The organism is Gulbenkiania mobilis, assembly GCA_004346645.1.
GTDB classification, from domain to species: domain Bacteria; phylum Pseudomonadota; class Gammaproteobacteria; order Burkholderiales; family Chromobacteriaceae; genus Gulbenkiania; species Gulbenkiania mobilis.
This window is the reverse complement of the sequence record SMDA01000003.1, coordinates 38,843-52,285: the sequence shown is the minus strand read 5'-3', so window position 1 is coordinate 52,285 and position 13,443 is coordinate 38,843. Positions and strand designations below refer to the sequence as shown.

At 64.4% G+C, this 13,443-nt stretch carries 12 protein-coding genes; 7 read left to right on the top strand and 5 right to left on the bottom strand.

Annotated features, from left to right (window positions below):
• The first annotated feature begins 2 nt into the window (after window positions 1-2).
• The 6 genes from rfaE1 to zapE all read left to right on the top strand — a co-directional run bounded on the left by rfaE1 (window position 3) and on the right by zapE (window position 6,329).
• Entirely contained in the window at window positions 3-965 is a 963-nt protein-coding gene (rfaE1, locus tag EV669_RS05160; protein WP_054284716.1) for a D-glycero-beta-D-manno-heptose-7-phosphate kinase, read from the top strand.
• A gap of 32 nt (window positions 966-997) precedes the next feature.
• Window positions 998-1,588: a DUF924 family protein gene (locus tag EV669_RS05155; protein ID WP_054284717.1), complete on the top strand. Its 591-nt coding sequence runs from the start codon at window positions 998-1,000 to the stop codon at window positions 1,586-1,588.
• Between the two features lie 26 nt (window positions 1,589-1,614).
• Window positions 1,615-2,610, top strand: coding sequence for an ADP-glyceromanno-heptose 6-epimerase (gene rfaD, locus EV669_RS05150; RefSeq protein ID WP_054284718.1), 996 nt, complete (start codon window positions 1,615-1,617; stop codon window positions 2,608-2,610).
• Between the two features lie 111 nt (window positions 2,611-2,721).
• Entirely contained in the window at window positions 2,722-4,089 is a 1,368-nt protein-coding gene (locus tag EV669_RS05145; protein WP_132098070.1) for an esterase-like activity of phytase family protein, read from the top strand.
• A gap of 128 nt (window positions 4,090-4,217) precedes the next feature.
• Window positions 4,218-5,114, top strand: coding sequence for a cysteine synthase CysM (gene cysM / locus EV669_RS05140; RefSeq protein WP_054284720.1), 897 nt, complete (start codon window positions 4,218-4,220; stop codon window positions 5,112-5,114).
• A gap of 60 nt (window positions 5,115-5,174) precedes the next feature.
• Window positions 5,175-6,329 carry a cell division protein ZapE gene (gene zapE / locus EV669_RS05135; protein ID WP_207913786.1) on the top strand — a complete coding sequence of 385 codons (1,155 nt, stop codon included), beginning with the start codon at window positions 5,175-5,177 and terminating at the stop codon, window positions 6,327-6,329.
• A gap of 62 nt (window positions 6,330-6,391) precedes the next feature.
• Here the strand turns inward: zapE and EV669_RS05130 are convergent, their stop codons facing one another.
• The 5 genes from EV669_RS05130 to EV669_RS14030 form a co-directional block, all read right to left on the bottom strand.
• A complete protein-coding gene (locus tag EV669_RS05130; RefSeq protein WP_055433406.1) occupies window positions 6,392-6,571 on the bottom strand; it encodes a DUF1328 domain-containing protein in 180 nt (59 codons plus the stop codon).
• A gap of 241 nt (window positions 6,572-6,812) precedes the next feature.
• Window positions 6,813-7,376: an elongation factor P gene (efp, locus tag EV669_RS05125; RefSeq protein ID WP_054284721.1), complete on the bottom strand. Its 564-nt coding sequence runs from the start codon at window positions 7,374-7,376 to the stop codon at window positions 6,813-6,815.
• A 59-nt stretch (window positions 7,377-7,435) separates the two neighbouring features.
• Entirely contained in the window at window positions 7,436-8,590 is a 1,155-nt protein-coding gene (gene earP, locus EV669_RS05120) for an elongation factor P maturation arginine rhamnosyltransferase EarP (RefSeq protein ID WP_132098069.1), read from the bottom strand.
• Between the two features lie 64 nt (window positions 8,591-8,654).
• Window positions 8,655-9,998 carry a glutamine synthetase family protein gene (locus EV669_RS05115; protein ID WP_132098068.1) on the bottom strand — a complete coding sequence of 448 codons (1,344 nt, stop codon included), beginning with the start codon at window positions 9,996-9,998 and terminating at the stop codon, window positions 8,655-8,657.
• 20 nt (window positions 9,999-10,018) lie between these two features.
• Window positions 10,019-10,186, bottom strand: a complete 168-nt coding sequence (locus tag EV669_RS14030) for a hypothetical protein (RefSeq protein ID WP_156340742.1) — start codon at window positions 10,184-10,186, stop codon at window positions 10,019-10,021.
• Window positions 10,187-10,514: 328 nt separating this feature from the next.
• On the opposite strand from EV669_RS14030, the gene EV669_RS05110 reads away from it, so the two are divergent.
• Window positions 10,515-13,364, top strand: coding sequence for an adenosylcobalamin-dependent ribonucleoside-diphosphate reductase (locus EV669_RS05110; RefSeq protein ID WP_054284724.1), 2,850 nt, complete (start codon window positions 10,515-10,517; stop codon window positions 13,362-13,364).
• The last annotated feature ends 79 nt before the right edge of the window (window positions 13,365-13,443 follow it).

Here is a 13,443-nt window from a genome sequence, read left to right as displayed (position 1 = left end):
CCATGGCCCTTCTGGAACGACTGGGCCTGACCCCCGAAGGGTTGGCCGAAAGCTTGGGCAAAGCCCGGGTACTGGTGGCGGGCGACGTGATGTTGGACCGTTACTGGTTCGGAGACGTGAACCGCATTTCGCCCGAAGCACCGGTGCCGGTGGCCAAGATCGAGCGCATGGAAGAACGTGCCGGCGGGGCTGCCAACGTGGCGCGCAACATTGCCGGCCTGGGTGGACAGGCCACCATCCTGTCTGTGGTGGGGGATGACGAGGCCGCCAGCGCGCTGACACGACTGATGCAGGCCGACGGCATCACCACCGCTTTTAGCCGGGATCCGGCCATCGCCACCACCATCAAGCTGCGCGTGGTAGCCCGGCAGCAACAGCTCATCCGGCTGGATTTCGAGGATGCGCCCAGCCATGATGCCCTTAGTACCAAACTGGAAGCCTTTGCCCGACAGGTGGCGGACCACGACGTGGTCATCCTGTCCGATTACGGCAAAGGCGCGCTCACGCATGTGGCGCGGATGATCGAGATTGCCCGTGAAGCCGGCAAACCGGTGCTTATCGACCCCAAGGGTGACGATTACCGGCGGTATGCGGGTGCCACGCTGCTCACCCCCAACCGCAGCGAGTTCCGACAAGTGGCGGGCAGCTGGCACGACGAGGATACGCTGAGCGCCAAGGCCGAGGCGCTGCGCAGCACGCTGGCGCTGGATGCGCTGCTGGTGACGCGCAGCGAGGAGGGGATGACGCTCTACCGTCCCGGCCAGCGCCGCCACGAACCGACCCAGGCGCGCGAGGTGTTCGACGTGTCGGGCGCCGGGGACACCGTGATCGGCACGCTGGGGCTGGCCATGGCCGCAGGCCTGCCGCTGGAAACGGCGATGTCGCTGGCCAATGCCGCCGCCGGAGTGGTGGTGGCCAAGTTGGGGACCGCGGTCTGCAGCCAGGCCGAGCTATTCGGCCTATAACCGACCGGCCCCGGGCACCGAGGAAGAGACCGATGAAACCGACCTTTGCCGCCATGGCGGAAGCCGTGCTGCAGTTCTGGTTCGAGGGGTTGGCCGAAGCCGACCTGGCTCGGCCGCGTACGGCGTGGTTTGCCAAGGATGACGCCTTCGACGCGACGATCCGCGAACGCTTTGCCGACCTGCCGGATGCGCTGGCCAGCGGCGCGCTCGCGCCCGACCCCTCAGATGCCCGGCAGATGCTCGCAGCGCTGATCGCAGCCGACCAGTTTCCACGCAATCTCTATCGTGGCACGGCCCGGGCCTTTGCCACGGACCCCTTGGCCCGTCACTGGGCGCAGGCGGCGGTGGCCGCCGGCCTGGACGCGCAGTTGCCGCCAGTGGCGCGCTGGTTCTTCTATCTGCCGTTCGAGCACAGCGAATCGGCCGAAGATCAGGCTACCGCGGTGGCTCTGTTCGAGACCCTGGCAGGCACACCCGGCGGCGACAACGCGCTCGACTATGCGCGACGCCACCGCGACATCATCGCGCGCTTCGGCCGCTTTCCGCATCGCAACGCCGCGCTGGGCCGACCCACTACCGACGAGGAAGCGGCGTTTCTGCAGACGCCCGGCTCCTCGTTCTGAACCATCGACATCAAGGACCGCGATTCATGACCATCGTCGTTACCGGCGCCGCCGGCTTCATCGGCGCCAACCTCGTGAAGGCCCTAAACGGCCGGGGCATCACCGACATCATCGCCGTCGACAACCTCTCCCGTGGGGAGAAGTTCCGCAATCTCGTGGACTGCGAGGTGGCCCATTATCTGGATAAGCACGATTTCGTGGAGATGGTGGCCGCGGGCGATTTTGACGGCGAAGTCACCGCCATCTTCCATCAGGGTGCCTGCTCGGACACCATGAACCACGATGGCAAGTACATGATGGAGAACAACTACCAGTACACGCTGGAGCTGTTCGAATTCTGCCAGGGCGAGGAAATCCCTTTTCTTTATGCCTCCAGCGCCGCGGTGTATGGTGCCGGTAGCACTTTCCGCGAGCAGCGTGAGTTCGAGGCTCCGCTCAACGTCTACGGCTACTCCAAGTTTCTGTTCGACCAGGTTCTGCGCAAACGCATGCAGCAGGGGCTGACGGCCCAGGTAGCAGGCTTCCGCTACTTCAACGTCTACGGACCCCGCGAGCAGCACAAGGGACGCATGGCTTCGGTGGCCTACCACAACTTCCATCAATACCGCGACACCGGAAAGGTGAAGCTCTTTGGTGGCTGGGACGGCTGGGGTAACGGCATGCAAAGCCGGGATTTCGTGTCGGTGGAGGATGTGGTCAACGTCAACCTCCATTTTTACGACCACCCCGAGCTGAGCGGTATCTTCAACCTGGGTTCGGGCCGCGCCCAGCCGTTCAACGATGTCGCCGTGGCAGTAGTCAATAGCTGCCGGCGCCACGAAGGCAAGCCGGCCCTGACGCTGACGGAGATGGTGGAGCAGGGCCTGCTCGAGTATGTACCCTTCCCGGACGCGCTCAAGGGCAAGTATCAGAGCTTTACCCAAGCCGACATCGGCCGGCTGCGCGAGGCAGGCTACAATGCTCCGATGCTGACGGTGGAGGAGGGGGTCGGCCGCTATGTGGACTGGCTGATCGGCGCCTGATGTCGGGCGCATCTCCCGCTGCGGGGCAGGCTTCGGCCTGCCCCGTTCATCTTTTTGTCATGAAGCCGTTATAGAGTCGCCGTGTCCTGACTGTCATTACGAAAGACCATCATGTCGCGTGTGTTGTCGTCGTTGCTGCTTATGGCTGCCGGGCTGGCCAGTGCCGAGCCCTTCAGCCTGTCCACCCCCGCCGTGCCCGATGTCGCTGCCGTAGAGCGCTATGAGGTGCGCACTCCCTTCGTTCCCTATGCGGGTACCGCCAAGGCGGACTTTCCGCAGGGCCTGCCGCTAGCGGTGGGCTCCAGCCTGCGCTTCAAGGGCTACGACAAGAAGACGTCGGCGTTGGAGTTCTGGAGCGTGACCGATCGTGGGCCCAACGGGGATGCCCCAGCAGTAAAGACTGGCAGCGCCAGCATGCCGGCCAAGCTGTTTCCGGTGGCAGACTTCACCCCCGCCATTGCCCAGCTGCGGGTGGACTTGGCGCAGTCGGCTGAGGTGACCCGTGTGCTGCCGATTCGCGAGGGCGGGCGACCCGTGACCGGTCGGCCGCTGGCACCGGGCAGTACGGGTGCGACCGGCGAGGTGGGGTTGGCCGAAACAATGGCCTCGCTGCCCTACGACCCGCTGGGCCTAGACCCGGAGGGCATCGACATCGACCGTCAGGGGCATCTGTGGGTGGTGGACGAGTATGGTCCCTTCCTCGCCGAAATCGACAGTCAGACGGGCAACGTGCTGCGCCGTCTGGCGCCCGGAAAGGGCTTGCCCGACATCCTCCGCTATCGTCAGCCCAACCGCGGCTTCGAGGGCGTCACCGTCACGCCTTCCGGCAAGGTGGTGGCTGCGGTGCAGAGCACGCTCGACATCGACGGCAAGACCCGGCACAGCGCACGGTTCGTGCGGTTGGTGGAGTTCGACCCGGCTACCGGCGCCACGCGACAGTTTGCCTATCCGGTTCCCGAGCACTTCCGCAAGGCGGGCGACCTCAAGCTAGGTGACATCGCCGCCCTCAGCGACACCCGTTTCGCGGTGATCGAGCAGGGCAAGGATGCCGACAAAAAGATGCACAACGATGTCGTGGTGATCGACACGGCAGCGGCCACCGACCTGAGCGGCAAAACCTTGGCAGATGGCCGGGCGCTGGAGTTCGGTACCTTGGCTGAAGCCGGCATCAGCCCGGTGAAACGTGCGCAGGCGATCGACCTGCGCACCCTGGGATGGACGGCAGAGAAGGCTGAGGGAATTGCGGTGATTGAGCCCAACCAGATCGCCATCATCAATGACAACGACTTTGGCCTGACGACCCGGGTGGAAGGGGGCAAAGGCAATGCCGATGACTATGTGTGGGACAGCGGTAGCAAGCGCCTGCTGGACGCCAAGGGAGCGCCGGCCGATGGCGTGCGCGTCGGTATCGCGCCCAATGGGGAAGCCACCCAACTGTTCGTCATTACACTGACCCGCCCGCTGAAGGACTGGCTGTAAGCTGGCCCGGTCATCACACCGATCCGGGGCGCCGTAAGGCGCCCTTTTGCATGTACAAGCCCCTTTGGGCGGCAGGGTCGAGCCGGCAGTGACTTGCCGTATAATGGCGGACTGACTGGAGAGACCGCATGACCGTGCCCGTTTTCAAGCATCTGGAAGATTTCGTCGGCAACACGCCCCTGGTGAAGCTCAAGCGCCTGCCCGGCGATCGCAACAACACGGTACTCGTGAAGCTTGAGGGCAACAACCCGGCCGGTTCCGTGAAGGACCGGCCGGCGCTGTCGATGATCCGCAGGGCCGAGGCACGCGGCGATATCCGTCCCGGTGACACCCTGATCGAGCCCACCAGCGGCAATACCGGCATCGCGTTGGCCATGGCGGCGGCAATGATGGGGTATCGGCTGATCCTGGTGATGCCGGAGAACTCCAGCGCCGAGCGGGTGCAGACGATGCGTGCCTACGGCGCAGAGGTGGTGTTGACGCCGGCCTCGGCCTCCATGCCGGGATCGATCGACGAGGCGCGGCGTTTGCAGGCCGCGGGCGTGGGCCGCATCCTCGACCAGTTCTCCAACCCCGACAACCCGCAAGCGCACTACGAAACCACCGGTCCGGAAATCTGGCACGGCACCGCAGGCACCGTTACCCACTTTGTGTCCAGCATGGGCACCACGGGCACCATCATGGGCACCAGCCGCTATCTCAAGGCGCAGAATCCGTCGGTGCGGATTGTGGGCGTGCAACCGGAACCGGGCAGCCAAATCCCAGGTATTCGCAAGTGGGAAGACGCCTACTTGCCCGCAATCTGCGACTACTCGCGCATCGACGAGCTGGTGCTTGTATCCCAGCAGGAGGCTGAAGACACCGCCCGCCGCCTGGCGCGCGAGGAAGGCATCCTGGCTGGACCGTCGTCGGGCGGGGCCCTGGCCGTGGCACTGCGCCTCAATGCGCGGCTGGAGAATGCGGTGATCGTCTCCATTGTCTGCGACCGCGGTGACCGTTACCTCTCGACGGGGCTGTTTGCCTGAGTACCTTCCGGGTTGGCCGAAGCCTTCGGCCAACCCTCAACCGACCTGCCTTGCCCACCCATGTCCCAACACGTTTTTTCCCCTGACAGCACCGCCCCGCTGCGCCCGGCCGAATGGTACCGGCAGGCCAGCCAGAAGGAAGGCTTCATCCACGATACTGCCCAGGCCGCCGCCATTGAACGGCTGGATGCGCTCTGGGCCGAACTGATGGAGTTCAAGAAGAAGCGTAACCGCTTCCTCGGTCGCAGCCTGCGCAGTCCGGATGCCCCGCGCGGCCTCTATCTCTGGGGTGGCGTGGGCCGGGGTAAGAGCTTCCTGATGGATGCCTTCTTCAGTTGTGTGCCGTACCGGCGCAAGCGGCGCGTGCACTTTCATCACTTCATGGCCGAGGTGCACAACCAGCTCAAGACCCTTTCGAGCGAGGCCGACCCGCTGCTCACCGTGGCAGACCGCATCGCTCGCGCCACCCGGCTGCTGTGCTTCGATGAGTTTCACGTCAGCGACATCGCGGATGCCATGATCCTGTCGCGGCTGTTGGGGGCGCTCTTCGAACGGGATGTGGTGATGGTGATGACCTCCAACTACCCCCCCGATGGTCTCTACCCCAACGGCCTGCAGCGGATGAACTTCCTGCCCGCGATCGACATGCTGAAGAAAGAGATGGATGTTCTCAACGTCGATGGCGGACACGACTACCGCCTGCGCGAACTGACGCGCGAACCGCTGTTCCAGGTGCCGTCCGGCTCCGAAGCCACGGCGCGGATGCAGGCCATGTTCGACCGGCTGCGAGGTGGCGTGCCCGAACTCAAGCCGGAGATCACGCTGTTCGGCCGGCGCATCCGTGCCTTACGGCATGCGCCCGGCGTGATCTGGTTCGACTTCATGGCCATTTGCGGCGGGCCGCGCGGTCAGGCGGATTATCTGGAGATCGCTCGCGAGTACCACACGGTATTCATTTCGGATATCCCGCAGCTTGCCCCCGCGCAGGCGTCCGAGGCCCGCCGTTTCACCTGGCTGGTGGACGTGTTCTACGACCACCGCGTCAAACTGGTGGCCTCTGCGGCTGCCGAGCCGGAGGCACTCTATCCGGAAGGGGTGCAGGCAAGCGAGTTTTTCCGTACTGCCAGTCGGCTGACCGAAATGCAGTCCACCGCCTATCTGGAACTGCCCCACCTGCGGGACGATTTCGACCTTAGCGGCATTGCCGAAACCTGAGCGTACTGGGCCTGCAAACAAAAAGGCGACCCAAGGGTCGCCTTTTGCGCGCGTGCGGTACGCTAGCGTCCGGTGATCTTGCGCCCGGCCGCGATACCCAGTACCAGCGTGACCAGGAAGCCGATCACGAACAGCCAGAACAGGATCTTGGCGATACCGCCTGCTGCCCCGGCAATGCCACCGAAGCCCATGGCCCCGGCAACCAGGGCGATGATGAAGAAAATTGCAGCCCAACGCAGCATGAGCGTCTCCTTTTGCGTATGCCTCCGGGGCTGGTGCCCCGTCTTGTAGTGCCATGCCGGGCCCATCCCGGTACGGCGCAGGACACCCGGACGGACCGGTCAGCCCTAGGTCGGGCCGCTTGGTGGGTCAGGGTGTGCAAGGCATCAGGCAAACGTCATGCCCGCAGGCGGGCGCTGCCGCTGCGGTGCACGGACAAAAAAGGGCAACCCGTAGGTTGCCCTGATGTCGAAGCGAGTGGGATCAGACGCGCTTCTTGAATTCGTTGGTACGGGTGTCGATCTCGATCTTCTCGCCGATCTCCACGAAAGCCGGAACCTGGATCTCGAAGGTGGTGCCCACCAGACGGGCCGGCTTGAGGACCTTGCCCGAAGTGTCGCCGCGTACGGCCGGCTCGGTGTATTCCACTTCGCGTACAACGGTGGTCGGCAGTTCGACCGAGATGGCCTTGCCGTCATAGAAGGTGACCTGGCACACGTCTTCCATGCCATCGACGATGTAGTTGATCGCATCGCCCATGTTTTCGGCTTCCACCTCGTACTGGTTGAACTCTGCGTCCATGAAGACGTACATCGGATCGGCGAAGTAGGAATAGGTGCAGTCCTTGCGGTCGAGCACGATCACGTCGAACTTGTCGTCGGCGCGATACACGGCTTCGGAAGCTGCGCCCGTCAGCAAGTTCTTCATCTTCATCTTGACCACGGAGGCGTTGCGGCCGGATTTGCTGAATTCGGCCTTCTGCACCACCATCGGCTCGCTGCCGACCATGAATACGTTACCTGCGCGGAGTTCCTGTGCGGTTTTCATTTACGTGAAATTCCCAATGCTTTGAATTGAATCGGAAAAGGCTTTTCCGGAAAAACTCGCTATTGTAGCCGGATTCGCGCGGACTGCACCAGCCTGGCAGCAAGATCACCGTGGGCAAGAACCGTTTGCGGCCAATGCCTTGCATGGTCCGCAAGCACCGGCAGGGCAGATAGCAGGGCCGGCCACGCGCCTTCCATGCTGACGCCGTTGTTCCACGCCTGCATGGCTGCGGTGAGGGCATGTGCCGCCTCCTGGGGCAGCTCCCGCTCATAACGGGTGAGGAAAGCCTCCAGCTTGACCAGATGCGCGTCTTCTTCCTGCGGGTAGATGTGCCACAGGAAGGGGCGTGCTGCCCACTGGGCCCGCACGAAGCTGTCCTCGCCACGCACCAGGTTGAGGTCGCAGGACCAAAGCAGGCGGTCGTAGCCCGCCTGGTCGGTCAGTGGCAGGGTATGCACGGTCAGGTTTCCCCGCGTCCAGAACGTGCCAGGCTCGGGCAGGGGTTGGCCGAAGACGCGTGCCACTTCGGACAGGGCCTTGCCACGGGGTACCAGCAGGCGTACCGGGCGGTCTGCTGCCGCCAGCAAGGGCAACCAGCTGTCGAAGGCGGTGGTTTCATAGCTGAACACGCTGATGCGCAGTTCGCCGGCTTGGCGCTGGGGTAGTACGCCACACCCCTGCCAGAATGCCATCTGGACGGCGGCATCCGCTTGCCAGGCCGCCCGCTCCTCCAGCAGCGTGCGCTCGCAGAGCAGGCCACCGGTGCGGCGGGTGAAACCGGGGAAAAAGAAGTGCTTGACCAGCGGCAGCTGCGGGTGCGGCGAAGCCATGTCGTGGCAGTCTTCCACCCAGTCCTCGGCCGACAGGTACTCCAGGTTGAACCAGACCGGCCGCCGGGAGCGGGCGGCCATGGCGGCCAGATAGGAGTCGGGCAGCGGACAGCCGAAGGCCTCGATCACCACATCGGCAGGCTGGGTGTCCATGGGCCATTCGGAGGCCGGCCAGTGGCAGACCTCCACCGACTGGTAGCGCTGACGGGCCCGGCCTGCATCCAGCCCCGGGGCGATGTGCGCGAAGCTTTGCAGGTCGTCTACCCACAGCCGTACCCGCTGGTCGTGGTCGTGCGCCAACTGACGGGCCAGCCGCCAGCTGACGCCGATGTCGCCGTAGTTGTCGATGACGGCACAGAAGATGTCCCAGGAGGAAGGCTGCATGTCGTGTCTCCGTGAAGCGGGCGACAGTGTGCCACAGCCGGGGCCGGCATGGGCCCCGGCCGCCTCAGACGTGCAGCAGCAGAAAGCGGCGCTCCCACGGGCTGATCACGTCGAAGTACTCACGGTACTCGGCCTCCTTGATGGCGCTGTAAGTATCGATGAAATGCTGGCCGAAGAGCTCGGTCAGCGGCGCGCAGGCACGCAGCCGTTCCACCGCATCATCCAGATGGCGGGGTAGCTGGTGCGGCTGCTCGTAGGCACTGCCGGCCAAAGGCGCGTTCGGCTGCAGGCCATGGCGCATCCCCAGATAGCCGCACGCCAGGCTGGCCGCGATGGCCAGGTAGGGGTTGACGTCCACTCCGGCCAGCCGGTTCTCCACCCGCCGCGCTTCCGGGCCGGAGTGCGGTACCCTGAGGCCGCAGGTGCGGTTATCGAAGCCCCAACTCAGGTTGATCGGTGCTGACGTGAAGCGTGACAGCCGGCGATAGCTGTTTACGTACGGGGCAAAGAAGGGCATGGCAGCTGGCAGGTAGGCCTGCAGTCCGCCGATGAAGTGATGGAAGGCTTCGGACGGCGTGCCGTCCGGATTGCTGAAGATGTTCCGGCCGCTGGCCTTATCCACTACGCTCTGGTGGATGTGCATCGCACTGCCGGGCTGCCCCTGCATCGGTTTGGCCATGAAGGTGGCGTACATACCGTTGCGGATGGCCACTTCGCGCACGGTGCGCTTGAACAGGAACACCTGGTCGGCCAGTGCCAACGGGTCGCCGTGGTCGAGGTTGATCTCCATCTGTGCGGTGCCCATCTCATGGATGAGCGTGTCCAACTGCAGCCCCTGTGCCCCGCACCAGTCGTACATCACGTCGAAGATGTCGTCGTATTCGTTGACAGCATCAATGGAGAAGCTCTGCATGCCGGCTTCGGTGCGACGGGTGCGTCCGACGGGCGGCCGCAGCGGAATGTCCTCGTCCGGCTCCACCTGCACCAAGTAGAACTCCATTTCCGGGGCCACGATGGCGGTCAGACCTTCGGCTTCGTACAGACGTAAGATACGCTTGAGCACGTTGCGGGGGGCCAGGTCTGCCTCGCGCCCGTCGAAGTGCACGCAGTCATGAATGATCTGGGCAGTGGGTTCGCGCGCCCATGGCACGGGGCGCAGTGTGGAGGCATCCGGCAAAAGGCGCATGTCCGGGTCGGCTACCGAGGTGAAATTCTGTTCGGGGTAATCGCCCGTGACGGTCATTGACAGCACGGCTTCGGGCAGGCGCAGGCCTTCGGCAGGGTTGTACTTGTGGCGGGGAACGATCTTGCCGCGGGCAAGGCCGGTCATGTCGGGAATCAGGCACTCGACTTCGGTGATGCGATGCTCGTCGAGCCACTGGGTAATGGTCTGGGCAGGGGCACTCATAAGGTCTCTCTCTCAATCGTTCAGGGTTGCGAACCGGAGCTCGCCAGACGGCGGGCCGGGTCGTACAGGGCCGGCCGGCAGTGGGCCAGGGCCAAGAAGGACAGCCGGGTGTCCAGGCTGTGAAGCGAGGGCCGGGCAACCATGCGGGCCGCACGGTCGGGCCACATCGGGCCGGAGGGGAGGGTCACATCGGGTCTCCTGAAAAAGAGGGTTGGCCGAAGCGGCAGCTAGCGGTGTTTAATATTTTCATCGTTCCCATCGTAGAGGCCGTCGTCCAGGCTGACAAACCTGCTCGGCACCTAGCCCATGCCTAGCCCGCTGAAAGAGCGAGGGGTGTGGCGGCAATGCCGCACTTGCGCGTGTCCTTGAGGTGGTGACATATCCCCGGCAAGCGGGACATTAGCCAGCGCCGGTTGGAGGGCTTGATGGAGGTCAACGCAACGATAGCCAATATTTAGTGTCATTCCCGCTTTTCCTGGGCATATATTGAGTCGTTAACCGGCTTCGGGAGGGGTGATGAAGAAGGAAAACGTGAGCGTGATGGCCGAGCAGGACATCTCGCGCGAGGTGTTGCTGGAGAAGTACGCCAAGAACGGCGAGCAAAGTACCGCCGAGGTACGGATGCGGGTGGCGCGCGCGCTGGCCGCGCCCGAGAAGGACCCAGTGCGCTTCGAGCCGCTCTTTTACGAGGCACTGGAGAATGGCTTTATCCCGGGCGGGCGCATCAACTCGGCCGCCGGCACCGACCTGAAAGCCACCCTGATCAACTGCTTCGTTCAGCCAGTAGGGGATTCGGTCAGCGACGCGGTCGACGGCAAGGTGGGCATCTATGAAGCCCTGCTGCAGGCGGCCGAAACCATGCGCCGTGGCGGCGGGGTGGGGTATAACTTCAGCCGCATCCGGCCCAAGGGCGCGCGGGTGAAGGGCACCAACAGCCGGGCTTCCGGGCCTGTATCGTACATGCGGGTGTTCGACCGCAGCTGCGAGACGGTCGAGTCGGCCGGGGCCCGCCGGGGCGCACAGATGGGCGTGCTGGACATCAGTCACCCGGACGTGGAGGAGTTCATCCACGCCAAGGACCAGGGCGATCTGCGCAACTTCAACATTTCGGTAGGCGTGTCCGACGCCTTCATGGAGGCGGTGGAACGGGACGGCGACTGGGCACTGACCCATGCGGTGGAGCCCTCCAGCGATGCCTTTCCGGACAGCTACCGGCGCGACGATGGCCTATGGGTCTACCGCACGGTGCGGGCTCGCGATCTGTGGCAACAGATCATGGCCTCGACCTACGACCATGCCGAGCCAGGCGTGCTGTTCCTCTCCAAGATCAACCGCGACAACAATCTCTCCTACTGCGAGGTGATCGAGTCCACCAACCCCTGCGGCGAGCAGCCGCTGCCGGATTACGGCTGCTGCGACCTGGGCTCGGTGAACCTGACACGCTTTGTCCGCCAGCCCTTCGGAGAGGCACCCACCTTCGACTTCAAGGCCTACGAGAAGGTGGTGCGCACCGCGGTGCGAATGCTCGACAACGTGCTGGACCTGACCGTGTGGCCGCTGCCCGAACAGGCCCGTGAGGCCGCCAGCAAGCGGCGCATTGGGCTGGGTTTCACCGGGCTGGGTGATGCGCTGATCATGATGAAGATCCGCTACGACAGCGAGGAGGGACGGCGCTTTGCCGCTAGGTTGGCCGAAGCGATGCGCAACGCCGCCTATGATGCGTCGGTGGATCTGGCCATCGAGAAAGGCCCGTTCCCGCTCTTTGACGCCGAACGCTACCTGGCCGAGCCGCATTGCGCCAGCCGCCTGCCGGAGGCGGTGCAGGCACGCATCCGCAAGCATGGCATCCGCAACTCGCACCTGCTGTCTATTGCCCCCACCGGAACCATTTCGCTGGCTTTTGCCGACAACGCCAGCAATGGCATCGAGCCGCCGTTCAGCTGGTTCTACACGCGCAAGAAGCGGATGGCCGACGGCAGCCAGCAGGAATATCTGGTCGAAGACCATGCCTACAGGGTGTACCGCATGCAAGGCGGCAACACCGAGGCGCTGCCCGAGTACTTTGTCAGCGCGCTGGAAATGAGCGCGCTCGATCACATGCGCATGGTGGCGGCCGTGGCGCCGTTCATCGACACCGCCATCTCCAAGACGGTGAATGTTCCGGCCGACTATCCCTTCGATGATTTCGAAACCCTCTATCTGGAAGCCTGGCGGGCAGGGCTGAAAGGCATCACCACCTATCGGCCCAACAGCGTGCTGGGCGCAGTGCTGTCGGTGGAGCCGGCCAAGGCTGCACCGCAGGATCTGTCGGCCAGCCAGGAAAGCGATCCGGACCGGCGCATCACGCTCAACTCCGCCCCCAGCCCGGCGCTTGCCAGCCTGAAATGGCCGCACCGGCCGCGCATGAAGAACGGCAACCCTTCGTGGACCTACATGGTGGAACATGCCAGCGGCGCCTTCGCGGTGTTTGTAGGGCATGTGGAGAACGGCCATGCCCATCCCTTCGAGTGCTGGGTGAACGGTAACGAGCAGCCGCGTGGCCTGGGGGCCGTGGCCAAGACCCTGTCGATGGACATGCGCAGCCGCGACCGTGCCTGGCTTGCGCTCAAGCTCGATACGCTGGCACAGACCTTTGGCGACAAGCAGTACGGGGTGGAGATCGGCGAGCGCAGTGTGGTGGCCTCCAGCGCCTCCGCCGTGCTGGGCCAGGTGGTGCGCTACCGCGTCGAGCAGCTGGGTGCGCTGGCGCCGCAGCCGGACGAGGCCTCGCCGGTAATGGACGCGCTCTTTGCGCGCAAGGAGCCCAAGTCGGGGGTGGATGGCACCATGAGCTGGTCGGTGGACATTGCCAATCCGCAGACGGGCGACGACTTCGTGCTGTTCGTCAAGGAACTGGTGCTACCCAACGGCCAGCGCCGTCCGTACTCGCTATGGATGGCCGGCTCCTACCCCCGCGAGCTGGATGGACTGTGCAAGCTGCTCAGTCTGGACATGCGCGTGATCGACCCGGCATGGATCGGCATGAAGCTGCGCAAGCTCCTAAGCTATGCCGAGCCACAGGGCGACTTCTTCGCCCGCATCCCCGGCAGCGAGAAGTCGCAGAGCTGGCCTTCCACCGTAGCCTATGTTGCGCGCCTGCTGATCCACCGCTATGCGATGCTCGGCATTCTCACCGAGGAGGGCGTTCCGGTAGAGGAGATGGGCGTGATGGTGCCCGAGCAGGCAGACCTGTTCGAGGCCGTCAGTACGGAAACGGTGCGCCCGCTGGCCGGAAAACCGTGCCCCGAATGCGGAAACCATGCCCTCATCAAGAAAGATGGCTGCGACTTCTGCACCGCCTGCGGCCATGTCGGGGCCTGCGGCTGATCCTGCAGGCAGGAGAGCGCGCGCCTATGGCACCCCCTGAAGTGCAGCGGGTGCCGGCGCTGGGCCGGCAGTGAAGGTA